The sequence below is a fragment of the Bacillus sp. ISL-51 genome (genome assembly GCF_018613535.1).
Taxonomy (GTDB): Bacteria; Bacillota; Bacilli; order Bacillales; family Bacillaceae; genus Bacillus.
The window spans coordinates 301,472-325,124 of record NZ_JAGGQB010000005.1 but is presented as its reverse complement, the minus strand read 5'-3'; the positions used below and the strand labels follow the sequence as shown (position 1 = coordinate 325,124).

20 protein-coding genes and 1 pseudogene are annotated in these 23,653 nt (G+C 44.6%); 13 read left to right on the top strand and 8 right to left on the bottom strand.

What is annotated here, in order from left to right:
• Nucleotides 1-30: 30 nt before the first annotated feature.
• A complete protein-coding gene (locus J7E26_RS18445) occupies nt 31-156 on the bottom strand; it encodes a hypothetical protein (RefSeq protein WP_285288981.1) in 126 nt (41 codons plus the stop codon).
• Nucleotides 157-252: 96 nt separating this feature from the next.
• Between J7E26_RS18445 and J7E26_RS06390 the strand changes: the two genes are divergently transcribed.
• The 9 genes from J7E26_RS06390 (at nt 253) to J7E26_RS06350 (ending at nt 11,067) form a co-directional block, all read left to right on the top strand.
• Nucleotides 253-1,215, top strand: coding sequence for a LacI family DNA-binding transcriptional regulator (locus J7E26_RS06390; RefSeq protein ID WP_214799682.1), 963 nt, complete (start codon nt 253-255; stop codon nt 1,213-1,215).
• A gap of 50 nt (nt 1,216-1,265) precedes the next feature.
• On the top strand, nt 1,266-2,132 hold the full coding sequence (gene glcT, locus J7E26_RS06385) for a glucose PTS transporter transcription antiterminator GlcT (protein WP_214799680.1): 867 nt from the start codon (nt 1,266-1,268) through the stop codon (nt 2,130-2,132).
• Between the two features lie 231 nt (nt 2,133-2,363).
• A complete protein-coding gene (gene ptsG, locus J7E26_RS06380; RefSeq protein WP_214799678.1) occupies nt 2,364-4,460 on the top strand; it encodes a glucose-specific PTS transporter subunit IIBC in 2,097 nt (698 codons plus the stop codon).
• Nucleotides 4,461-4,556: 96 nt separating this feature from the next.
• The gene (locus J7E26_RS06375; RefSeq protein WP_043857399.1) at nt 4,557-4,823 is read left to right on the top strand and encodes a phosphocarrier protein HPr; all 267 of its coding nucleotides are present in this window, start codon (nt 4,557-4,559) and stop codon (nt 4,821-4,823) included.
• Entirely contained in the window at nt 4,823-6,538 is a 1,716-nt protein-coding gene (ptsP, locus tag J7E26_RS06370) for a phosphoenolpyruvate--protein phosphotransferase (RefSeq protein ID WP_214799676.1), read from the top strand. The genes J7E26_RS06375 and ptsP overlap by 1 nt, the downstream gene beginning before the upstream one ends.
• A gap of 89 nt (nt 6,539-6,627) precedes the next feature.
• Entirely contained in the window at nt 6,628-6,867 is a 240-nt protein-coding gene (gene splA, locus J7E26_RS06365; RefSeq protein ID WP_214799674.1) for a splAB operon transcriptional regulator SplA, read from the top strand.
• An 85-nt stretch (nt 6,868-6,952) separates the two neighbouring features.
• Complete coding sequence (gene splB, locus J7E26_RS06360) at nt 6,953-7,981, top strand: spore photoproduct lyase (protein ID WP_214799672.1); 1,029 nt, start codon at nt 6,953-6,955, stop codon at nt 7,979-7,981.
• A 155-nt stretch (nt 7,982-8,136) separates the two neighbouring features.
• The gene (locus tag J7E26_RS06355; RefSeq protein WP_214799670.1) at nt 8,137-10,104 is read left to right on the top strand and encodes a methyl-accepting chemotaxis protein; all 1,968 of its coding nucleotides are present in this window, start codon (nt 8,137-8,139) and stop codon (nt 10,102-10,104) included.
• Between the two features lie 96 nt (nt 10,105-10,200).
• A complete protein-coding gene (locus J7E26_RS06350; protein WP_214799668.1) occupies nt 10,201-11,067 on the top strand; it encodes an NAD(P)-dependent oxidoreductase in 867 nt (288 codons plus the stop codon).
• Between the two features lie 39 nt (nt 11,068-11,106).
• Here J7E26_RS06350 and J7E26_RS06345 read toward each other — a convergent pair whose 3' ends face one another.
• Nucleotides 11,107-11,883 (bottom strand): CAP domain-containing protein, encoded by a 777-nt coding sequence (locus J7E26_RS06345; protein WP_214799666.1) that lies wholly within the window; start codon nt 11,881-11,883, stop codon nt 11,107-11,109.
• Nucleotides 11,884-12,220: 337 nt separating this feature from the next.
• On the opposite strand from J7E26_RS06345, the gene J7E26_RS06340 reads away from it, so the two are divergent.
• Entirely contained in the window at nt 12,221-14,353 is a 2,133-nt protein-coding gene (locus J7E26_RS06340; protein WP_214799665.1) for a peptidoglycan D,D-transpeptidase FtsI family protein, read from the top strand.
• A gap of 177 nt (nt 14,354-14,530) precedes the next feature.
• On the top strand, nt 14,531-16,351 hold the full coding sequence (locus J7E26_RS06335) for a PAS domain-containing protein (RefSeq protein ID WP_214799663.1): 1,821 nt from the start codon (nt 14,531-14,533) through the stop codon (nt 16,349-16,351).
• Nucleotides 16,352-16,365: 14 nt separating this feature from the next.
• Here J7E26_RS06335 and J7E26_RS06330 read toward each other — a convergent pair.
• Both J7E26_RS06330 and J7E26_RS06325 read right to left on the bottom strand, forming a co-directional pair.
• A pseudogene (locus J7E26_RS06330) lies at nt 16,366-17,546 on the bottom strand (aminotransferase A); the annotation flags it as partial.
• A gap of 202 nt (nt 17,547-17,748) precedes the next feature.
• Nucleotides 17,749-17,910 (bottom strand): hypothetical protein, encoded by a 162-nt coding sequence (locus J7E26_RS06325; RefSeq protein WP_214799659.1) that lies wholly within the window; start codon nt 17,908-17,910, stop codon nt 17,749-17,751.
• 188 nt (nt 17,911-18,098) lie between these two features.
• On the opposite strand from J7E26_RS06325, the gene cheV reads away from it, so the two are divergent.
• Entirely contained in the window at nt 18,099-19,010 is a 912-nt protein-coding gene (gene cheV, locus J7E26_RS06320) for a chemotaxis protein CheV (RefSeq protein WP_214799657.1), read from the top strand.
• 39 nt (nt 19,011-19,049) lie between these two features.
• Here cheV and J7E26_RS06315 read toward each other — a convergent pair whose 3' ends face one another.
• From J7E26_RS06315 to J7E26_RS06300, 4 genes are all read right to left on the bottom strand, one after another.
• On the bottom strand, nt 19,050-19,514 hold the full coding sequence (locus J7E26_RS06315) for a YkyB family protein (protein ID WP_214799655.1): 465 nt from the start codon (nt 19,512-19,514) through the stop codon (nt 19,050-19,052).
• A gap of 122 nt (nt 19,515-19,636) precedes the next feature.
• Nucleotides 19,637-20,929, bottom strand: a complete 1,293-nt coding sequence (locus J7E26_RS06310; RefSeq protein WP_214799653.1) for an MFS transporter — start codon at nt 20,927-20,929, stop codon at nt 19,637-19,639.
• Between the two features lie 75 nt (nt 20,930-21,004).
• Nucleotides 21,005-21,499: a L,D-transpeptidase family protein gene (locus J7E26_RS06305; protein ID WP_214799921.1), complete on the bottom strand. Its 495-nt coding sequence runs from the start codon at nt 21,497-21,499 to the stop codon at nt 21,005-21,007.
• An 81-nt stretch (nt 21,500-21,580) separates the two neighbouring features.
• Complete coding sequence (locus tag J7E26_RS06300) at nt 21,581-22,441, bottom strand: metallophosphoesterase (protein WP_214799651.1); 861 nt, start codon at nt 22,439-22,441, stop codon at nt 21,581-21,583.
• A 145-nt stretch (nt 22,442-22,586) separates the two neighbouring features.
• Between J7E26_RS06300 and fadH the strand changes: the two genes are divergently transcribed.
• Nucleotides 22,587-23,351, top strand: coding sequence for a 2,4-dienoyl-CoA reductase (gene fadH, locus J7E26_RS06295; RefSeq protein ID WP_214799650.1), 765 nt, complete (start codon nt 22,587-22,589; stop codon nt 23,349-23,351).
• The last annotated feature ends 302 nt before the right edge of the window (nt 23,352-23,653 follow it).

Below are 23,653 nucleotides of genomic sequence, written 5' to 3'. Positions count from 1 at the left end.
TCATTACAGCGTCCTTTTTTATTCCCCGTATTAAATAAAAAAATCATCAAAGTTCCGAAACGGTTTAATGTCATGCTTTTGCTTAAGCGGCTTTAAAGCAAGGAAGCTGCCGCCAAGAACAGCCAGACACAACCCCAGCAAACAAAAGATACCCATCGCTTTTCTTCTCCTTTCAAGCTGAGTAAAAGTGTTTTGTTTTATCTTAATGTATGAAACGCATTCCAGATCAAGGGAAAAAGAAAGGGGAGCGCCGTGGCTACGATCAGAGACATTGCCAGCGCGGCTGGTGTTTCCGTTACGACTGTATCAAGGGTATTAAACGACCATCAGTATGTAAGTGAAGAAAAAAGATTGAAAGTGAAAAAAGCGATGGAATCTCTCGGATATACGCGCAATATCCATGCCGTACATTTATCTAAGGGTTTTTCCAATATGATCGGAGTGGTGCTTCCGTCCATTCACCTGCCGTATTTCGCAGACCTGATCGCAGGCATTGCAGACGCTGCCGAAGCATCAGGCGTCCATCTCTCTTTGTACCAGACTGATTATCAGCCTGAAAAAGAAGTTTTTGCCTTATCTCAATTACAGGAGCGCCAGGTGGACGGCCTGATTTTCTGCTCAAAAGCGATTTCCGATGAGCAACTGCTCGGCACGAAAGGCCCGATCCTGCTTTGCCAGGCAGATGCCGCCGGATTTTCCTCAATCAGCATTCCGCATCAAGAAGCATTTCGGCACGGAATGAACTACTTAATAGAAAGAGGCCACGAAAAAATAGCAATCTGTCTGGCAAGGAAAAAAGGGATGAACAGCCAAGTCCGTATCGCGGCATATAAGGAAGCGCTGAAAGACATCGGGCAGCTTTATCGGGAGGACTGGGTTGTTGAAAAGGCGATCACGATGCTTGACGGTAAAGCGCTTTTTCATAAATGGAAAAAGTGGCGTGACAAACCGACTGCGCTTTTTGCCGCAAATGATCAAGTATCAGCAGGCTTTTACCTCGAAGCAAGGGCTCACGGCGCCCGCATACCCGAAGATGTCGCCATTTTAAGCATCGATAATCATGAAATCAGCCGGTTGCTCGGTATTTCCACCATTGATATTCAGACGAAAGAAATGGGAAAGCAGGCCTTTCGCATGCTGGAGAAAAGCATCAGAGGACAGCCCGCTGCAAAGAAGGTTCTTGAATACCGCCTCATTGAAAGGTCAACCGTATAAAAAAAGAATTGACGCGCTTTCCGTTCGTTTTGTACGATATGAGGTATTGAATGACAAAGGAGCTGAGGATCATGAATGGGTCCTTTACAGTTGAAAAGGTATTAAATAACAATGTGCTCATTGCAACCCATGATAGATACAGTGAGGTCGTTTTAATCGGAAAAGGGATCGGCTTTGGAAAAAAACAAGCGGATGTCATTGAAGATAAAGGCTATGACAAGATGTTCATCTTAAAGGATGAAAAAGAACAAAAACAATTTAAAAAGCTCCTCGGTTATGTGGACGAAACACTTGTCGACATCTCCAATGACGTCATTTATCATATCAAAAAGCGGACAAACCACTCATTAAATGAGCATATCCATATTGCGCTGACGGATCATATCGCCTTTGCGGTTAAGCGATTGCAGCAGGGGTTTGATATCAAAAATCCGTTTCTGATGGAAACGGAATCACTTTATCCTGAAGAATTTCAAATTGCCCGTGAAGTCGTCGGCATGATTAATGAAAAGACGGGGATCTGTCTTCCGGAAGGAGAAATCGGGTTTATCGCCCTTCATATTCATTCATCCCTGACGAACCGCCCCCTGTCGGAGGTGAACCAGCATTCCCAGCTGATGGCCCGGCTCGTACAGGTTATTGAGGACTCTTTTCAAATGAAAGTGGATAAAGATAGCGTGCACTATTTGCGGCTGATCCGGCACATCAGATTTACCATTGACAGGATTAAGCGGGAAGAGCCGACAAAAGAACCAGAAAAGTTAATGTTATTATTGAAAAATGAATATCCGCTATGCTACAATACTGCTTGGAAACTGATAAAAATCTTGCAGCAGATGCTGAACAAACCAGTTCATGAGGCGGAAGCGGTTTATCTCACGCTTCATCTGTACCGATTAACCAATAAAATTTCATAATTTCAGTTCAGCCTTTAAAAACGTGTTACTGATTCGATCAGGCATGAGTGATTGAGGGTAAAAAACGGGAAGATCGTTCCCGTTATTTTGCACACCCTTTTTTACTTATGCCTTTTTTGTTGTGTAAAAGGGCAAATGTAAACGGTTAAACTGAAGACTTGCGCCTATGAATTCGTTGTCATGAATTTTCGCTGTAAGGTCACACTAGCTAATAGAGGAGGTACATTCTTTATGTTTAAAGCATTATTCGGCGTTCTCCAGAAAATTGGCCGTGCTCTTATGCTTCCGGTTGCGATTTTACCGGCTGCGGGGATTTTGCTCGCGCTTGGAAATGCCATGCAGAACAAAGATATGATTCAAGTGATGCATTTCCTAAGCAATGATGGCGTCCAGCTTGTGGCGAACGTCATGGAAAGCGCCGGTCAAATCGTGTTTGACAACCTGCCGCTTCTATTTGCAGTAGGGGTTGCGATCGGTCTTGCAAACGGAGACGGCGTTGCCGGAATCGCAGCAATTATCGGATACTTGGTGATGAACGTATCCATGAGCGCTGTGCTTATGGCTAACGGAAGCATTCCGTCCGATAAAATTGAACGGGCAAAGTTCTTTGCGGAAAATCATCCGGCCTATATTAACATGCTGGGGATTCCTACTTTGGCGACGGGCGTGTTCGGCGGTATTATCGTCGGGGTGCTGGCCGCGTTATTGTTCAACAAATTTTATAAAATTGAACTTCCGCAATATCTCGGATTTTTTGCGGGTAAGCGTTTCGTTCCGATTATCACATCAATTTCCGCATTAATTCTCGGTCTTATTATGTTAGTGATCTGGCCTCCGATTCAGCACGGTTTGAATTCCTTCTCAACGGGACTTGTGGAAGCGAATCCAACCTTGGCTGCCTTTATTTTCGGAATGATTGAACGGTCCTTGATCCCGTTCGGTCTGCATCACATATTCTACTCGCCGTTTTGGTATGAATTTTTCAGCTACAAAGATACGGCGGGCGATATCATCCGCGGGGATCAGCGGATTTTCATGGCGCAGATTAAAGACGGCGTTCAGCTGACAGCAGGAACATTTATGACAGGGAAATATCCGTTCATGATGTTCGGGCTTCCTGCGGCAGCGCTTGCAATCTATCATGAAGCGAAGCCGGAAAAGAAAAAACTTGTTGCCGGAATTATGGGTTCTGCCGCATTGACAAGTTTCTTAACGGGTATTACCGAGCCGCTTGAATTCTCATTCCTGTTTGTGGCTCCTATCCTGTTTGCGATTCACTGTGTGTTCGCGGGTCTTTCCTTTATGGTTATGCAGCTCTTGAATGTTAAAATCGGCATGACCTTCTCAGGCGGTCTGATTGACTACTTCCTGTTCGGGATTTTACCTAACCGGACGGCTTGGTGGCTCGTCATTCCGGTCGGCTTGGGATTTGCGGTCATTTACTACTTCGGTTTCCGGTTTGCCATCCGGAAGTTTAATCTGAAGACTCCCGGCCGTGAAGAGGAAGCTGAAGATGAAGCTTCAGGCTCGACAGGGGAGACAAGCGACCTGCCTTACGAGATTTTACAGGCAATGGGCGACCAGGAAAATATCAAGCACCTTGACGCTTGTATTACAAGGCTGCGCGTAACGGTCAACGATCAGAAGAAAGTTGATAAAGCCCGTCTGAAGCAGCTTGGCGCGTCAGGAGTGCTCGAGGTCGGAAATAACATTCAAGCCATTTTCGGCCCTCGCTCTGACGGTTTAAAAACGCAAATGCAGGATATTATTGCGGGACGAACTCCGCGACCTGATCCGAAAGTATCCGCACAAGAAGAAGTCAGCCAGCAGGTTGAGGAAGTCATCGCCGAACCGCTCCAAAATGAGCAGGGTGAAGAAGTGTTCGCAGCGCCGATCACCGGTGAAATTCATCCGATTACCGATGTGCCTGACCAAGTATTCTCAGGAAAAATGATGGGTGACGGATTTGCGATTCTTCCAGAAGAAGGTATTGTGGTATCGCCTGTTCGCGGAAAAGTGTTAAATGTTTTCCCGACAAAACATGCGATCGGCCTGCAGTCTGACGGCGGCAAAGAGATACTGATCCATTTCGGTATCGACACAGTCAGCCTCAAAGGCGAAGGGTTTACTGCTTTTGTATCTGAAGGAGACCGTGTTGAACCGGGTCAAAAGCTTCTGGAAGTCGATCTTGAAGCGGTGAAACCTAAAGTGCCGTCACTGATGACACCGATTGTATTTACAAACCTGGCTGAGGGTGAAACGATTGCCATTTCAGCCGAAGGTTCAGTAAAAAGAGAACAAAAAGACATCGTGAAAATCGGCAAATAAGCATATAAATACGCCGTGCTTGTCAGATGACAAGTACGGCTGTATGATATAATATTGTGTAGTAAAATAGCTTTAATTTAAAGGAGAATGATAAACATGGCACAAAAAACATTTAAAGTAACTGCAGATTCTGGGATCCACGCTCGTCCTGCGACTGTTCTTGTACAAACTGCAAGCAAATATGACGCTGACATCAATTTGGAATATAACGGAAAAACGGTAAACCTTAAGTCTATTATGGGTGTTATGTCTTTAGGTATCGCGAAAGGCGCTGAAATCACAATCTCTGCTTCTGGCGCAGACGAAAACGATGCTCTTAACGCTTTAGAAGAAACAATGAAAAGCGAAGGACTCGGCGAGTAATGCTGGAATTAAAAGGAATAGGAGCTTCAGCCGGAATTGCGATTGCAAAAGCATACCGGCTTGAAGAGCCGGACTTAACGGTTGAAAAGAAAAACATTGCTGACGCTGAAGCGGAAGTAAGCCGTTTTGAAGAAGCGATTGTACGTTCTAAAGAAGAGCTGGAAAAAATTAAAGAGCATGCTTTAAAAGAACTGGGACAAGACAAAGCAGACATTTTCTCCGCTCACCTTTTAGTTCTGAGCGATCCTGAGCTGTTAAACCCAGTGAAAGAAAAAATCAGCTCAGAATCAGTCAGTGCTGAATTCGCTTTAAAAGAAACAGCTTCCATGTTCGTTACAATGTTTGAATCAATGGATAACGAGTACATGAAAGAGCGTGCGGCTGATATCCGCGACGTGACAAAACGTGTGACAGGACACCTGCTGGGCGTTGAAATACCGAACCCGAGCATGATCTCAGAAGAGGTTATTATCGTGGCTGAAGACTTGACACCGTCTGACACGGCTCAATTAAACCGTGAGTTTGTAAAAGGATTTACGACTGATATAGGCGGCCGTACTTCACACTCCGCGATCATGGCCCGTTCGCTTGAAATCCCGGCTGTCGTTGGTACAAAAACGGCTACTGGCACAATTGAAAATGGTGTTACGGTTATCGTTGACGGAATCAATGGCGATGTCATCATTGATCCGGCGGCTGAAATCGTAAAACAATATGAAGAAATGCATAACGCTTATCTGGCGCAAAAAGCTGAGTGGGCGAAGCTCGTCAATGAACCGACTGTTTCAAAAGACGGCCACCATGTAGAGCTTGCAGCCAACATCGGTACGCCTGATGATGTAAAAGGCGTTCTGGAAAACGGCGGCGAAGCTGTAGGGCTTTACCGTACGGAATTCCTTTACATGGGGCGCGACCAGCTTCCGACGGAAGAAGAGCAATTTGACGCCTATAAAACAGTTCTGGAGCGCATGAAAGGAAAATCAGTTGTCGTACGGACATTGGATATCGGCGGCGACAAAGAGCTTCCTTACCTGCAGCTGCCGAAAGAAATGAACCCGTTTTTAGGCTACAGAGCGATCCGCCTTTGCCTTGAAGAGCAAGAGATTTTCAGAACTCAGCTTCGTGCGCTGCTTCGTGCAAGTACATACGGAAACTTAAAAATCATGTTCCCGATGATTGCGACAGTAAACGAGTTTAAAGAGGCAAAAGCGATTCTTCTTGAAGAAAAAGAAAGTCTCGTGAAAGCCGGCGTAACGGTTTCTGACGACATTGAAGTCGGTATGATGGTAGAGATTCCGTCAACAGCCGTCATCGCAGATCAGTTTGCTAAAGAAGTTGATTTCTTCAGTATCGGAACAAATGACTTGATCCAATACACTATGGCTGCTGACCGTATGAACGAGCGTGTTGCTTATCTGTATCAGCCATACAATCCAGCGATTCTCCGCCTCATCACCCTTGTAATCGAAGCCGCTCACAAAGAGGGCAAGTGGGTCGGTATGTGCGGAGAAATGGCGGGAGACGAAATTGCGATTCCGATTCTTCTCGGCCTTGGCCTGGATGAGTTCTCAATGAGTGCGACTTCCATCCTTCCGGCAAGAACGCAGATCAGCAAGCTTTCTAAAAAAGAAGCTCAGTCATTTAAAGAAAAAATCTTATCTATGAGCACGACAGAAGAAGTTGTTGCGTTCGTAAAAGAAACTTTCAATAAGTAATAGAAAAACCAGATGGACATGAATCCGTCTGGTTTTTTTCATATTCGAAATAAAGGAGGGAACAATAACCTTCAACAGGAGGGATTACAATGACAAAACCGTTTGGGGCGGGGGATACAGTCTATGTGATTTACCGCAATCCGCATGCCGCCAATGTTGCCCATATTAAAGAGGCGGAAATCGTCCATCACCCGTATTACGAGGGGGAGCTGTCACTGTTTTTATACGAAACCTATCACCCGCTCGCAGAGGACGATGCTGTCTTTTCTACTTACGAAGAAGCTGAAGCGCTGTATCATGAGCTTTTTGACGATAATCAATATCAATAAGTGAAGGAAATGTTTACAACACATATCCGCTCCCTTTTAGCGAAAAGTAACCATATGAGAATATGTAAAAAGGGAGTGTCATTCCATGCTGAAGCCGTTTGTTCCCCAGCTTGTTTATATCGAACCGAGAGCGCTGGAATACCCGTTAGGACAAGAGCTGAAAAATAAGTTCGAAAATATGGGGCTTAAAATCAGAGAAACGACATCGCACAATCAAGTTCGGAATATTCCGGGAAAAAACCATTTGCAGCAGTACAGGAACGCGAAATCAACATTAGTCATCGGCGTCCGTAAAACGTTAAAATTCGATTCTTCTAAACCATCGGCCGAATATGCAATTCCGTTTGCAACAGGCTGCATGGGACATTGCCACTACTGCTATTTACAGACAACGATGGGGTCAAAGCCTTATATCCGTACGTATGTTAATGTCGAGGAAATTTTGGACCAGGCAGATGAATATATGAAGGAACGGGCTCCGGAATTTACAAGGTTTGAAGCCTCATGTACGTCAGACATCGTAGGTATCGACCACCTAACCCATACGTTAAAAAGAGCAATTGAGCATTTCGGCCAAAGTGAGTTGGGAAAGCTCAGATTTGTAACAAAGTTCCATCATGTTGATCACTTGCTGGACGCCAAGCATAACGGAAAAACAAGGTTCAGATTCAGCATCAATGCGGATTATGTGATCAAAAACTTTGAACCCGGAACATCCCCGCTCGATAAACGGATAGAAGCGGCTGTAAAGATTGCTAAAGCAGGCTATCCGCTCGGTTTCATCGTCGCTCCGATTTATATTCATGAAGGCTGGGAAGAAGGCTATAAGGAGTTATTTAAAAAGCTGGACGCCGCATTAGATGAGGATGTACGGCATGATATCACGTTTGAATTGATTCAGCATCGTTTTACGAAGCCGGCAAAACGGGTGATTGAAAAAAACTATCCGAAATCAAAACTTGAGCTTGATGAAGAAAAACGCAGGTACAAGTGGGGACGCTACGGAATCGGTAAGTACATTTATCAAAAGGATGAAGAGCATGCTCTGCGGGAAACGCTCGAGTCTTATATTGAAACCTATTTTCCGAAAGCGAAAATCGAATATTTTACGTAAAAGCGGGCTGTCAGCGGGACAGCCCTTTTTTATTTAAGTCGTTTACAACGGCCGTAATGTAAAGAGAAGAAAAGATGAAATCTCAGGTAATTATTCCAAGAGTTTATTCATTTTCTTAGTCAAAAGACCGATATAACTCTCAGGAGGGGATGGGTATGTTTAAAAAAATGCATCTCAAAATTGCTGTTTTTGTATCGGCAATGCTTATATTAACGGTTGTTTTTTTAACGGTTTCTTCTTATCTGACATTAAAACCGATGATGACGGATGAAGCGAAACATACGACACAGAACGTCACAAATTCACTCGGACAAAATATCGAGCTTCAATTGAAGAATTATGAAATTTCTTTATTGAGATTAGCAAACGGTGAATTGTCCCGTTCATTCTTAACTGAGGGGAAGAAGGATACCGCCCAGTTGTTTCACGATGAATTAAAGCAGATTGAAGAAAATGACAAGTACGTTGCTCTCGCATACGTCGGAACCGAAAGAAAGCAAATGATTACATATCCAAAGGCCGATTTTGCCAAAGACTATGATCCGACAAACAGATCGTGGTATAAGCTTGCAGCTGAAAAGCCGGATCGTGTTGTGTGGACTGAGCCTTATAAAGACGTTGTAACCGGAGATATGATTGTTACAGCTGCCAAAGCGGTTCAAAACGGCGGAAAAGTCATCGGAGTCGCGAGCTTAGACCTTAAACTGTCCTCCATTCAAAGCATGGTCAATAAGCAAAAGGTTCCGTATAAAGGGTTTGCATTTTTGGCAGACGAAAACGGAGCTCTTCTGGCACATCCGTCAGAACAAGGGAAAAATATTTCGGACGATCAAGCCTTAAAAGTAATCAGCTCCGGCAAAGAAGGGATTCAAGAGCAGCAGGGAAAAATGATCGTCTATCAAACGATAAAAGAAACAGGCTGGAAGGTCGGGACGCAGTTTGACAAAGATCAGCTGATGGGGGTCGCCGACCGAATGAACACAGTGAGCATTTTCATGTCACTGATCGCTCTTGTCATAACGATCGGGCTCAGCTATTTTCTGGCTAAAACAATTACCGGTCCGATCCAGCAGCTGATCGCAAAAACGAACTCAGTTTCTGCCGGAGATCTAACCGTTCATGCACAGACGAAATCAAGAGATGAAATAGGCGTATTAACAAAAGACTTTAACCAGATGGTTGAAAATATGAAATCGATGGTCGAGCAGGTCAAAACCTCTTCTGAACAAGTGTCCGACACGTCAGAACAGTTAACCGTCATATCACAAGAGACGAATGAAACGAGCGGGCAAATCGCAAAAGCGATAGAAGAAGTTGCCGCCGGAGCGACAGAGCAGGCGTCCGAGGTTGAAACGATCAATGAAAAATCAGAAAATCTTTCAAGCAAAATGAAAGGAATCGCTGACCGCGCAGGCAGTATTAAAACTCTTTCAAAATCATCAGAGGATGCCAGTTATAAAGGATTGGACGCGCTTGGCCAGCTGCTGATGAAATCAAATGAAGCCAATTCCGAAACGAAAAAAGTAGAGGTAATGCTGACTGATCTGGAAAATCAAACGAAAAACATAGAGGAAGTCGTAACGGCGATATCAGCGATCTCTGACCAGACGAATCTGCTTGCGTTAAATGCGAGTATTGAAGCGGCCAGAGCCGGAGAAAGCGGGCGGGGATTTGCCGTGGTTGCAGAAGAAGTCCGCAAGCTCGCTGAACAATCCGCCCTTTCTTCGAAGCATATCAGTGAGACGGTCCGGCTGATTCAATCAGAAACAAAAGAGGCATCTCATGCCATGACAGAGGCAAGCAGAATGAATGATGAACAAAACAGCGCCATTCATGAAACGGGCGAAGTGCTCAATCTCATTACAACTGAAATGCAGTCACTCGTTCAGGGAATCGACCATATCTATCATGACATTCAAAAGATGAGCGAAGAACAAGCGGCTATCTCAGAAGCCATTCAAAGCATTTCCGCCATCTCGCAGGAATCTGCGGCTGCGGCGGAAGAAGTGAACGCCTCGACGGATGAGCAGCTGGTTACGCTCGAAAAAGTGAAACAATCGACAGATCTGTTAAAGAGCGCAAGCGAGGAACTGATCGGAGCCATCTCTAAATTCACACTGTAGCCGAACTCTTTTTCATTCTATAGAATCGATCTGCAATATGGTAATCTAGAAATGGAAGAATGATATGTAAATCGATCATCACGGGAGGAAAGCGCATTGAAAAAAACAGTCGGTATTATCGGTTTAGGCGTAATGGGAAACAGTATGGCGTCCCATATTTTAGAAGCAGGCTATCCAGTCCTTGTGTATACGCGGACAAAACAAAAAGCAGATCCGATCCTCAACAAGGGGGCTGTCTGGAAGGAGTCGGTCAAGGACCTTTCAGAGGAAGCTGATGTCATCATTACAATGGTCGGCTATCCGAGTGACGTTGAGGACATTTATTTAAACGAAAATGGAATTATCAATCATGCAAAAGAGGGGACATATGTCATTGACATGACGACATCAAAACCGTCCCTTGCCAAAAAGATAGCAGAACAGGCGAAGCAAAAATCAATATACGCCATTGACGCACCTGTTTCGGGAGGAGATATCGGCGCCCGAAACGGAACGCTTGCCATTATGGCCGGCGGAGACAAAGAAGCGTTTGAAGCCTGTCTCCCGATCTTTAATGTAATGGGTGAGAACATTCAATATCAAGGGCCGGCAGGAAGCGGGCAGCACACAAAAATGTGCAACCAAATCGCAATTGCGGCCGGAATGGTCGGAGTGGCTGAGGCGATGGCATATGCTCAAAAATCCGGCTTGAATCCGGAACATGTGCTCAAAAGCATCACAACCGGCGCAGCGGGAAGCTGGTCATTGTCCAACCTTGCCCCCCGTATGCTGAAAGGCGACTTTGAACCCGGATTCTACGTTAAACACTTTATTAAAGACATGGGAATTGCCCTTGAGGAAGCGGAACTGATGGGAGAGGACATGCCCGGCCTGGCGCTTGCCAAATCGTTATACGATAAACTTGCAGCACAGGGCGAGGAAAACAGCGGAACCCAGAGCATTTATAAGCTTTGGATCAAATAAAAAAAGATTGCCCCGCTATCAGGGGCAATCTTTTTTGGTTTATTTTCCGATGAATTGCTGTGTCCAGATGTTTCCTGATTCTACATAACCGACACCGATTTGAGTGAACTCAGGATTCATGATGTTTTTTCTGTGGCCTTCACTGTTCATCCATGCTTTAACGACAGCTTCAGGAGTCGGCTGTCCTTTGGCGATATTTTCACCAGCAGTTTTATAAGTGATTCCGAAAGATTTCATCATGTCGAACGGTGAGCCGTAAGTAGGGCTTTGATGATCGAAATAGTTTTTGTCTTTCATATCTTGTGATTTTGCGTGAGCTGATTTGCTTAGCTTTTCATCAATCTGAAGCGGTTTTAAGCCTTGTTTTTGTCTTTCGGCATTTGTCAGTTCAACGACTTTCTTTTCATACGCACTTACAGATGAAGGAGCGGCCGTTGTGCTGCTGTTTGTTTTATCTGTTTGCTTTGCGTTGTCAGCCGATTGGCTTTGCCCGGCTTTCGGTTTTTCTGAAGCCGCCGGAGCCGTTTTCGCTGGTGTATTTTTTTGAACATCTTTAATTGTCATATCTGAATGCTTCGCGTGCTTTTGAAGAAGCTGCTTTAATTCTTTTTCATTTTTGACCTTTAACGTTTTAACGCTTGTTTTCATATGTAGCTTTGCGGATGCCTCTTTAAGCGTCAGGTGCTGTACTGTGTTTCCTGTTTTTACAGTGACCACGGGCTGGCAAGACAGTTCTTTTGCAGATGCCTGCTGGATGCCTCCGAATGTAAATAAGCTGACTGCCGCGGCAGCAGATAAAATAAATGCTTTCTTCATAAGTTCATAGCCTCCCAGAGAAGTTTTTTTCTACACCAAAAATCTTATCATAGTTTTTTTGTCATATTGGAACCAGCCTTTTCCTTTGACAACGGAGGATTGTCATATTTGTAACTGAGAGACGCCGGAAGGCTTTATACAGGGAAAAACGCTCTGTATTTATTTTTATGGTTCTGTTACATCTCTTCAAATTATTTGAAGTATTGGATATATTTTAAGATAATTTGATCTTGACAGTTTTTTTTACCCTTTTTTGCTGTAACAACTTTTACAAAAATGTTACAATTAAAATCTGTTTATGTAAATATATTGAATGATGTGAGAGGTGTAACGGGAAGTGGCTGAAGTCGCGCGCGAACCAAAGAAAAAAACCAAAAAGCACAGAGCGCTGAGAATGAATCTTTATTTCTTGATTGTTTTCTTTCTCTTTACGGCGCTTATTTTTAAACTCGGTATCGTTCAGATTGTGGAAGGGGATAAACACCGCCAAGATGCAGAGAAAGCAAACGCAAAGACAGCGTATTATCCTACCCCGAGAGGAAAGATGTACGACAGACAGGACAGGGTGGCCGTTGATAACCAGGCGGTTCCTGAAATTGTTTACGTATCAACCTCAAAAACGGAGACAAAGGATAAATTAAAAACGGCAAAAAATCTGGCCGGCCTGATCCATATGGATACTGAATTCTTAAAGGAACGGAATATAAGGGACTACTGGCTTGCGGCTCATCCGAAGCAGGCAGCGAAGCTTTTGAAGAATTCGGAGAACAGCCTGAAACCGCAAGAAGCATACAAACGCCAGGTTGATCGTGTGCCGGCGGAGGAGATCACTACGATAAAAAAAGACAAAAAAGAGCTGGAAATCACGGCGATTTATACGCGTTTTTCAAGCGGCAACGCCTATCAGCCGCAAGTCGTCAAATCAATGGACCCAAATAAGCTTAACGGAAACGGAAACAGCGGGTCGCTGCTTGACGAGCATGAAAACAATAAGCAGAAACCGAAAAGCGATCTGACATATGAAGAAGTTTCCGTCGTATCCGAGAATCTGAAAGAGCTCCCCGGCATTGACGTTGTCAACGACTGGACGCGCAAATATCCGTACGACAAAACGCTCTACTCTCTATTCGGCGGAGTCACGACACCGGAACAGGGATTGTTGGGTGAACGGAAAGATTACTATGTCACAAGAGGCTACTCACTGAATGACCGAGTGGGAAAAAGCTACATTGAATATCAATATGAAGACTATTTAAACGCGCATAAAGAAAAAGTAGAGTATGTGGAAAACAGCAAAGGTGAAGTCGTCAGCCAAAAGCCCGTCGATGAAGGCAGCAGAGGCTACGATCTTCAGCTCTCGCTCGATATGGAATTACAGTCGAAAGTAGAAAAAGTCATTGAAAAAGAGCTGAGAAGAAGCCGCGCCGCAGGCAACTACATGGTGGACAGAGCCTTTGCCGTAATGATGGATCCGAATAACGGGGATATTCTCTCAATGGCGGGGAAACGCATTGATCTGGAAACAAATAAAATACAGGATTTTGCGATCGGATCATTTACGACCCAATATGAGATGGGCTCTTCTGTAAAAGGAGCAACTGTACTTGCCGGTTACCAAAGCGGCCTTCCCCATTATAAAACGTTTGTCGATGCACCGCTTATTTTTAAAGACAATACGAAAAAACAATCGTGGACACAAATGGGGGCCATTACTGAGCTGACTGCGCTGCAAAGAAGTTCAAACGTGTATATGTTTAATGTTGCCATGCATATCGCCGGCCTTACCTACACCCCGTACGGCACGCTGCCTGCCGGATTAGACGATATTAAAAAAATGCGCAACTACTACGCCCAATTCGGCCTGGGTGTGAAAACCGGGATTGACCTTCCTCAGGAATCAGCGGGAATGCAGTCAAATCCGCAATTGGTCGGGGGATTGCTGCTGGACTTTGCGATCGGACAATTTGATACATATACGCCGCTTCAAATGGCTCAATATATTTCAGCCATCGCAAACGGCGGCTACCGCGTGCAGCCGCGGATTGTCACAAGCATTCATGAACCGGACAGCAAAAACAAACTGGGGAAAGCGATTGAACAGCGCGATATTAAAATTTTGAACAAAGTAAATAACAGTCCGAGCGATTTTGACCAGGTTCATAAAGGAATGAAATTGGTCACAAGCTCACCTCAAGGGACTGCTTATACAACGTTCCAGGGTTCTGGCGCTGATGTTTCCGGAAAAACGGGAACCGCGCAGACGCACTATTACGGCACGAACAGAAACTGGTGGGGAAAAGAGACGTATAACCTGACCTTTGTCGGCTACTATCCGTCAGAAAATCCAAGAGTGGCATTCAGCGTTGTCGTTCCGTCTGTTCGGGATGATCACGATCCCGTAAGCAAAAACATTGCCAAGGGAGCCATTGACGCTTACAAAGAACTTGAAAAGAAATACAATAAAAAATAACAAAAGAAGGGGCCGCCGAATATATTGTGCGCCCTTTCTTTTATTCAGGAAAATTGACGTTCACAATCAGAATAGAAGGAGAATACTCATTTTTTAGCGAATCAATCTAGTGGAAATTCTTTTACTATCAGTCCGTGGCCAGCCTGCAGTGCGAGTATAATGCAAAGGAGGGATTCTGTGGAACAGGATACTCAGCATGTAAAACAGCTTCAATCGAAAACCGATATTCATGCCGTCTTAACTTCTAACGGACGCATTATGTATATTTCTGCAAACTGCAAATCATATTTCAGCTATTCCCAGGAAGAGATGATGGGATCATTTCTCAAAACATTTCTGCATGAGGAAGATCAGTTTTTGGTTGAAAGTTATTTCTATAACGAGCATCATTTAATGCCGTGCACCTTTCGTCTTATCAAAAAAGACCATACCATCGTGTGGCTTGAAGCGGGCGTGGAAATTGTCACGCCGCAAATGGAGGGAACGGAGCGGGAAATCATCCTTAAGATTAAGGTGCTTGAGGAGAAGACGCCCCGCATGCCTCTCGTCTGTGAGCAAAAGAAGCAGCAGGCGGAAGAACAGTCAGCAGAGGCGGCTGAAAGCGGCGAATTTGAACGTCTTGTTGAAATGCTTCCCAACCCTTTATTCGTCAGCATCAACGGCACAATAGCATACGCAAACAATGCGATGCTTGCAATGCTGGGAGCCGAAAGCAAGGATGCGGTGATCGGCAGGCAATCTTATGAATTTATCGAGGAAGAATATCATGACATCGTGAAAAACAGAATTGTGCGGATGCAAAAAGGAATGGAAGTCGGAATGATTGAACAGACGTGGAAAAGGCTTGACGGCACACCCGTTCATTTGGAGGTGAAAGCGGCTCCGACGACATACAAAAATCAGCGGGCTGAATTGCTTCTTCTGATTGATATTTCTTCACGGAAGAAATTTCAAACGATCCTGCAAAAAAGCAGGGAGCGTTATCAGCTGCTCATTCAAAATTCCATCGACACGATTGCCGTTATTCATAATGACAAATGGGTGTTCATGAATGAATCGGGTATTTCACTGTTTGAGGCGGCAACGTATGAAGATTTAATCGGGAAAAACGTCTATGACCAGCTTCATCCTTGCGATCATGACAGCGTGAGGAAACGCGTCCAAAACATTATCGAACGGAAGACCGATTCCGAAATCATTAAACAATCTTGGTTTACGTTTAAAAATCGGCTGATCTATACGGAGATGGTCTGTATCCCGACGACGTTTTTCGGAGAAACGGCCGTACAAGTTATTCTGCGTGATATCTCCGAGCGGAAGCAGACAGAGGAATTAATGCTGAAGTCGGAAAAACTGTCCATCGCAGGGCAGCTGGCGGCGGGAATTGCCCATGAAATCCGCAACCCGCTGACGGCCATTAAAGGCTTTTTACAGCTGATGAAGCCTACAATGGAAGGCAATGAGCATTATTTTGAGATTGTGTTTTCTGAACTGAGCAGAATCGAATTAATCCTGAGCGAGCTTTTGATGCTTGCCAAACCACAGCAAAACGCCGTTAAAGAGCGTGTAAACCTGAAGAAAATCATAAGCGAAGTGACGGCTCTCCTGGAAACACAGGCAAATCTCAAAGGAACTTTCATCAAGACGGAATACGGTCAGGACAGCGTGTATATTAACGGCGACCAAAACCAGCTGAAGCAGGTGTTTATCAATTTGATTAAAAATGCGGTCGAGTCCATGCCTGATGGCGGAACGGTTCACATTCTCATGACAGAAGACGAGTATTCCGTTAACGTGACGATAAAAGACGAGGGTGACGGTATACCGGAGAACGTGCTGAAACGAATAGGAGAACCGTTTTTAACAACAAAAGAAAAAGGAACCGGACTGGGGCTTATGGTAACGTTTAATCTGATTAAAAATCATCAGGGAGCCATTCAAGTAGACAGCAAACCGGATAAAGGCACAGCCTTTAAAATTTCATTCCCAAAACAATAAAAAAACAACGGCGTTATGCCGTTGTTTAAATAGTCTGCATGGATTCTCTCGTTTTTAAAACAAATGCTTCCAGCCGGTCCAAGCCTTCTCTTAACGTATCCAGTGAATATGCGAATGACAGCCTCACATATCCTTCACCTAACTTTGAAAACGAGCTGCCGGGAACCAGCGCCACACCTGCATCCTCCAAAAGCGCCATACTAAAATCAAACGATGACATCCCGAATGATTTAATGGAAGGGAAGATATAGAAGGCACCTGACGGCTTTACAACGTCAAGTCCCATTGAAACGAGCCGGTCATATACATAATCAAGCCGCTTTTTATACTGTTCTCTCATGATAAGCGCATCATCAACACCGTTTGTCACCGCCTCAAGCGCCGCTTTCTGGGAGATGGATGACGCGCATGTGACGCTGTATTGGTGCACTTTTAAAACATGTTTTGCAATTTCTTTCGGAGCGAAAATGAACCCGATTCTCCAGCCTGTCATGCTGTGTGATTTTGAGAGGCCGTTGATCACGATCGTCTGGTCTCTCAAAAACGAAGCAATAGAATAATGGGGTCTGTCAAAGGTTAATTCGCTGTAAATTTCGTCAGATAAAACAAACACATTTCTGCCCTTCAGTACGGCTGCGATATTCTTCAGCTCTTCCTCAGATAGCGTCACCCCGGTCGGGTTTGACGGATAAGGAAGCACAACACATTTTGTTTTCGGCGTTATTGATTCTTCAATAAGACGCGCCGTCAGCTTAAAGCCGTGTGTCGTCGTATCAACGTGGACGGGAATGGCGCCGCACATGCGGATAATCGGTTCATAGCCCGGATAAATCGGTCCGGGCAGAATAACTTCATCGCCGGGAGATAAAATCGTCCGCAAAGAGGCGTCAATCGCTTGGCTTGCCCCCGTTGTGACGATGATTTCAGTTTCAGCTTCATAGTTCAAATCGGCTTTTTTCTTCATATAAAGCTGAACGGCCTGTCTCAGCTCAAGCCCGCCCGCATTCGGTGTATAAGCCGTTGCATTCTCATCGATTGCTTTTTTTGCAGCTGCTTTGACATGATGCGGTGTGAAAAAATCCGGCTGGCCGATGGTAAGCGAAATGACGTTGTCGTATTGGGCTACAAGATTTGAGAATTTGCGAATTCCTGAAATTTCGATTTCTTTTACTTTCGGATTAAGCAAATGTTCCATAATTCATCACCTTACACTATATATTGAGTTTATCCTATTTTACCATTAGCTGAGCATTTGTCATCTATTTAAATTGGTCTAACCCGAGTATATGTCCGATATGTGAAAACATACCTTCTTTCAGAAAAAAATAAGACAACCAGCTGAAATGATTGTCTTCATTGTATCATGATCTATCTATTGTGATATGTGGCGAATGTCATCAATAACCGTATTCAAAGCTGGGGTCTTTCTGCCATACGAAATACGGGGAGGGCTTATCAAGACTATCTTCTGCTTCTTTTTTCATCCGCAGATAAGCCGTTTTACTGATATCTTCTAATACCGTCATTTTATCTTGGTCGAATATGACTACTGTACCCATTCATTACACCCTTCTTCCTGAAAAATCCTTGACTATTTTACCACTGGACGTCAAAAAGTCAATGGGGTATCGGCAAAATGAATCTTTTTGTAAAGAGTTCATAGCCAGTTGGCTTGAACACATTCACTTTTTCTATTTTCAGCCGATATATACAGTACAATACTGAATGCGGATAGCGAGGGATTGAATTGTCTTTACAACAATACGATATTTTATTGGATTCAGGCACAAATGAATTAGAAATCGTCAAATTTGAAGTAGGCGTTAATACATTTGGCATTAATGTGATGAAAGTCCGGGAAATTATCCAGCCGGTCGAAGTGACATTAGTGCCCCAGTCTCACAAGGATGTAGAAGGAATGATTAAGCTGAGAGGCGAAATCCTTCCCGTCATCAGCCTGTATTCATTTTTCGGCGTTGACGCTCAAGGATCAAAAGACGATAAATATATCGTAACAGAATTTAACAAACGGAAAATTGTCTTTCACGTCGGTTCCGTTTCACAAATCCACCGGGTGTCATGGGAGGCCATTGAAAAGCCGACTTCACTCAACCAGGGCATGGAGCGGCATTTGACCGGTATCATTAAACTCGAAGACACAATGATCTTTTTACCTGATTATGAAAAGATCATTTATGATATTGAATCGGCTTCAGGGGTCGAAACATATCATGTTCATCAAGAAGGGTTTGATGAAAGACGGGCAGGCAAAAAGCTGATTATCGTTGAAGATTCGCCGCTTCTGATGCGTTTGCTGACGGATGAATTAACTGAGGCCGGCTACAATGAGATCGTTGCCTTTGAAAACGGCAAAGAGGCGTATGATTATGTGATGAATCTCACGGATAACGGAGCAAACCTGTCAGAGCATGTTGACATGATCATCAGTGACATTGAGATGCCGAAAATGGACGGCCACCGTTTGACAAAGCTTCTGAAGGATAATCCGAAAAGCTCTGATGTGCCGATTATGATCTTTTCGTCCCTGATTACAGATGATCTGCGCCATCGCGGAGAGGTCGTCGGGGCAGACGAACAAATCAGCAAACCGGAAATCAGTGAATTGATTAAAAAAGTCGATACGTACGTCATGGAATAGAGAAAAGCCGATGCGTTTAAGCATCGGCTTTTTGCAGAATTAAAAATAACTTTCACCGAGTTTTTTAAACACGGGTTTATGATAAGCGGGCTGCTGCCTGTTTGCGGCAATTGGTTTTTCCTTTAAGCCCACATACTTTTGCAATAAGTTTTTCGCTTTTGTCAAAGACATTTGTGCTTTAGGATTGCGGTACGATTGATTTAACGTACCTAAATGCGGAAGATGCCGGAAGTCTTCTTTTGTTGGAGGCATGTGAAAATAGTAGTCTCCGATAGAGATAAGTACGTCTGACTGCTGTTGGCTAAACCTGGGATTGTTTGAAAAATGAAGCCCTATTTTCTTCCCTTTGCCTTCTTTCACAAGCTTTTGTAAAGCCCGTTTTTTCAGCAGATAAAGGTATTTAGGGTTGGGGGCGGTTTTTGCATGGCGGTTCACAGTATAAACAGCTTTTGAAAGATTCTCGATGGTTGGCTGCAGCTCTTTCGAATAAGCGTGGTCGTCCATTATTTCTCTCCTTTGCATTGATCAAGTTCTTATATAGATTATACTTTTTTAGCGTTGAAATGCAAATATTGATTAAAAAAATACGCCTTTTTCTGATGAAAAGGGCGCATTTTTTTCCTTTATTAGACAGATTTCGCCGTTTTTCTGGATTTGGCCTTTAACGATTTCTGAACATCGATCTCGGCTGCCTCGGCGCTGTATTTCGGAAGAGCGATAAAATAGAACACAAACACCATCAAAATAACGGCTCCCATGCCGTAATAAAGATAATCAATATTGGAAACGATCTTCGGGAATAACAGGGCGACCAAACCGAGTGTAATGGACTGGGCAAACATCATAAAAGGGTCTTGCCAGCCGCTCACACGGCCCATAATTTTCGGATGGACGATTTTTGGCATCCAGCCGCCGATAGCGATATTGACGGGGCCAATACACATGCCAAGCACGAAAGCAGTCGCATAATAGATCCACAGGTTATCTGTATAGCCAAGCAGAAAGATCAATAGCCCGGCTGCCAAAATAGGAACCGACATTAAATGATGCGGCTTGACCTTCTTGGCGATGACCGTTCCGGCGACACTTCCGGCAAGCAAGCCAAAGCCGAGAGCGATCGTAAAGATGGAGGTATGCGATTCATAATTGTCAGGCGCAAGTCCGTACTTCATTGTAAACATCGGCAGTACTGCAAATCCGCCATTGACAAATCCAAAGATGAAAAAACCGAAAATAAGTGAAGCAAGCAGTTTGTTTTTGACAATATACACGATACCTTCTTTAAAATCTGCGACCGAATCTTTAAGGACTGAATCTCCCCATTTAAAAGGACCGTTCGGCTGACGGGCTTCTATTGGAATGCGGCAGGCGCGGATGAGACAGCCTGACACAATAAAGCTGACAAAATCAAGAATGATCGCTCCGTGAATGCCGATCGTTTTATACATAAACGCACCTATACCTACGCCGAATACCATAAAGATGCTGAACAGAATTTGATTAAGCCCCGCAGCTTTAGCATAATGCTCCTTAGGCAGGATAGCTTGTACAAGGCTGGCTTCTGCCGGGAAAAAGAACTTTGTCACGGCGCTTCTGATAAACAAAATACAGAACACAAGAGGAATATTCCCGCTGTATAAGGCCAAAAAGAAGACAACCGTTAATCCGGCTCTGATCCAATCGCAATTCTCTGCGACCTTTTTCCTGTCAAACCGGTCAGCTACGACGCCGACAATGAGAAAGACAAAAACAGTCGGCAGAGAATACATCAGCTCAGCCAGAGTCGTATAAACCGGCTGATTGGAAAAGCGGTCCAGCAAGTAAAAAGCAAATGCCATATTACCTACAGTCGTTCCCATTTGAGAAGCGAGTGCTGCGAAGAATAACCGGACAAAATTACGATTTTTAAATATATCCATAAACACGCTCCTTACCCTAAAGGTCCCACTGTAATATATTATCATCAGCGCGTTTTTTAAACAAATGAGATACCGCTACCTCGTAATTGTCACTTTTGTTCCGTTCGGCACGGCTGCCGCAAGTTCAATAACGTCTTGATTATACATTCGAATACATCCTTTAGACACAGCTTTGCCGATCGAAGAGGGGTTATTTGTGCCGTGGATGCCGTAGTGCAGTTTTGAGAGGCTGAGCCAATAAGCGCCGAAAGGGCCGCCGGGCTTAGGCTGGCGATTGACGATGTAAAAGTTTCCAGTCGGCGTAGTCGTCAATATTTTTCCGACTGCGATCGGGTATGTGCGGATGAGCCGGCTGTTGCGGTATAATTGCAGCTGCTTCGCTCCGATAGAGACAATAATGGAAAATGGGATGGAGGATGGATCAGGAAGTCCCGGTATCATGATGTTCTGCCCCGGATTGACAGCCGAATGTATAGAGGGGTTTGCCTGAAGAAGCGCCGCAGTGCTCATTCTGAAATCTGCGGCAATGCTGGATATGGTTTCACCTTGTTTGACCTGGTAGATCAGCAGTTCAATCACCCTTCCTATAAGTTCTTTCCCATATACATATTAAGGAAGGGGCATTTCTGCATCAGGATAAAAGTCTTATTTTTATGCAGCGCACTTCAGCGTAAACAGCGCGATTTCCGGTTTGGCCAAAAATCGCAGCGGCAGCCTTGTCGTACCGAGGCCGCGATTTACATAAATGGCTGTGTCATTTAACGTATACATGCCGTCTGTATATATTTTTCCGTATGGCGGCGTAATAAGAGGCCCGAAAAAAGGGAGCTGAATTTGTCCGCCGTGGGTGTGTCCCGACAGCTGCAGGTTGACGGGGTGTCCGCCAATCTTTAGAGCGGCATCCGGCTCGTGAACGAGTAAAATTGAAAACACATCCGCTGAAAGCCGGGAAAGCGTTCCTTCATAATCGGGTTTTCCGAGCATTAAATCATCCAGAGCGGCGATTTCGATGCTGCTTCCGTCCGTCAGCCGCAGCCGCTCGTATCCGTTCCGCTTTACTTGAAACCCTGCTCCTTCCATCAGCGCCTTATAGGTGTTCGTGCCGAATCCTCCGTGATCATGATTTCCGTAAACACAAAGTTTGCCGAAGGGAGCCTGAAGCCTTTGCAAAGCAGCGAGGGCTCTCTGATGATCCCGATACATATGAGGTTTATCGATTAAATCACCCGTGAAGGCAATCAAGTCAGGTTTCAGCTGATTTATCTGTTGCACCGCTTTGTCCAAATCCTTGGATGTATACACATCACTTAAATGTGTATCGGTGAACTGAACGATTTTGAAATTGTCAAAACCGCGTGGGATGAAGCGGTGACGGATCGTGTGCCGGGTTATATCGATCATACGAGGTTCAATATACCGGGCATAGCTATAGCCGCCGCCGGCTGTCAATAGACCCGCGGCCAAAACGCCGATCCCTCTTTTTAAAAACGTTCGTCTCGTCATTTTCTCCATATGTAAACCAACCTTTGTCAGAGTTTTTCTATTATATCATCAGCACGTCTGAAAAATCCCTTTTCAACATGTAATGACGGGAAAAGACAAATATGATAGAATTATGAATGACTATTCATTCAATAAATAAAGGGGTGTGTTTGTTATGAATAAGAAGGCAGTAATGATTACAGGCGGATCGAGCGGTATGGGAAAAGCGATGGCAAAAAGACTCGCAGGAGAGGGATGGCATGTCATGCTGGCGGGCAGAACTCTCGATGCGCTTGAGGAAACGAAAGCCGAAATTGAAACATTTCCGGGGCAGATTGCTTTTATTCAGATGGATGTCCGCTCCGAGACGGCGGCGGAACAAATGGTGGCCAAAACGGAGGAAGCTTTCGGTCACGTCGACGCACTGATTAACAATGCGGCCGGGAATTTCATCTGCCCGGCTGAAGACCTTTCACCGAACGGATGGAAGGCCGTCATCGACATCGTCCTGAACGGAACATTTTTCTGCAGTCAAGCGGCAGGCCGCCATTGGATCAAAACGAAACAAAAGGGTTCCATTTTAAATATGGCAGCGACTTATGCCTGGGGAGCCGGGGCGGGTGTCGTCCATTCAGCAGCTGCCAAAGCAGGCGTGCTTTCGTTAACAAGAACGCTGGCGGTCGAATGGGGCAGAAAATACGGCATCCGCACAAACGCCATCGCTCCGGGGCCGATCGAAAGAACCGGCGGAGCGGAAAAACTCTTTGAATCAGAAGCTGCAATGAAGCGAACGCTGAACAGTGTGCCGCTCGGCCGTTTCGGCACACCTGAGGAAATAAGCGCGCTGGCGTCCTTTCTATTATCAGAGGATGCGTCTTATATGAATGGAGAATGTGTGACATTGGACGGGGGTCAATGGCTGAATTCACATCCTTTTTAAAAAACAAATCAGCGGGTAATGACGCTGTCAATATAGTCAATCTGACTTCGGCTGGATCGGCGCAAAACCACGTGATCAAGGAATGAAATTCTTACCAAAAAAACAAATAGGCATACTCAATTTATTGGCAATAGATTGAGTAAATCAGTAATGATATATAATAGCAGGAAGAACATTATTTGAATGCTGATGAAAATATTTGGCCTTAGAAGGTTTTCCAAAGGGTATTTAAAGTTGATAATTACTCTAGACAATTGGTTAAGTAACCGAGCATTTAGTGAAGTTTTAGAAGAATGTAAGAA

Bases quoted from the DNA above. Each gene is read 5' to 3' on its own strand.
- J7E26_RS18445 (WP_285288981.1), bottom strand. From the start codon at position 156: ATGGGTATCTTTTGTTTGCTGGGGTTGTGTCTGGCTGTTCTTGGCGGC.
- glcT (WP_214799680.1), top strand. From the start codon at position 1,266: ATGACAAAGGAGCTGAGGATCATGAATGGGTCCTTTACAGTTGAAAAG.
- ptsG (WP_214799678.1), top strand. From the start codon at position 2,364: ATGTTTAAAGCATTATTCGGCGTTCTCCAGAAAATTGGCCGTGCTCTT.
- J7E26_RS06375 (WP_043857399.1), top strand. From the start codon at position 4,557: ATGGCACAAAAAACATTTAAAGTAACTGCAGATTCTGGGATCCACGCT.
- ptsP (WP_214799676.1), top strand. From the start codon at position 4,823: ATGCTGGAATTAAAAGGAATAGGAGCTTCAGCCGGAATTGCGATTGCA.
- splA (WP_214799674.1), top strand. From the start codon at position 6,628: ATGACAAAACCGTTTGGGGCGGGGGATACAGTCTATGTGATTTACCGC.
- splB (WP_214799672.1), top strand. From the start codon at position 6,953: ATGCTGAAGCCGTTTGTTCCCCAGCTTGTTTATATCGAACCGAGAGCG.
- J7E26_RS06355 (WP_214799670.1), top strand. From the start codon at position 8,137: ATGTTTAAAAAAATGCATCTCAAAATTGCTGTTTTTGTATCGGCAATG.
- J7E26_RS06345 (WP_214799666.1), bottom strand. From the start codon at position 11,883: ATGAAGAAAGCATTTATTTTATCTGCTGCCGCGGCAGTCAGCTTATTT.
- J7E26_RS06325 (WP_214799659.1), bottom strand. From the start codon at position 17,910: ATGGGTACAGTAGTCATATTCGACCAAGATAAAATGACGGTATTAGAA.
- J7E26_RS06315 (WP_214799655.1), bottom strand. From the start codon at position 19,514: ATGGACGACCACGCTTATTCGAAAGAGCTGCAGCCAACCATCGAGAAT.
- J7E26_RS06310 (WP_214799653.1), bottom strand. From the start codon at position 20,929: ATGGATATATTTAAAAATCGTAATTTTGTCCGGTTATTCTTCGCAGCA.
- J7E26_RS06300 (WP_214799651.1), bottom strand. From the start codon at position 22,441: ATGGAGAAAATGACGAGACGAACGTTTTTAAAAAGAGGGATCGGCGTT.
- fadH (WP_214799650.1), top strand. From the start codon at position 22,587: ATGAATAAGAAGGCAGTAATGATTACAGGCGGATCGAGCGGTATGGGA.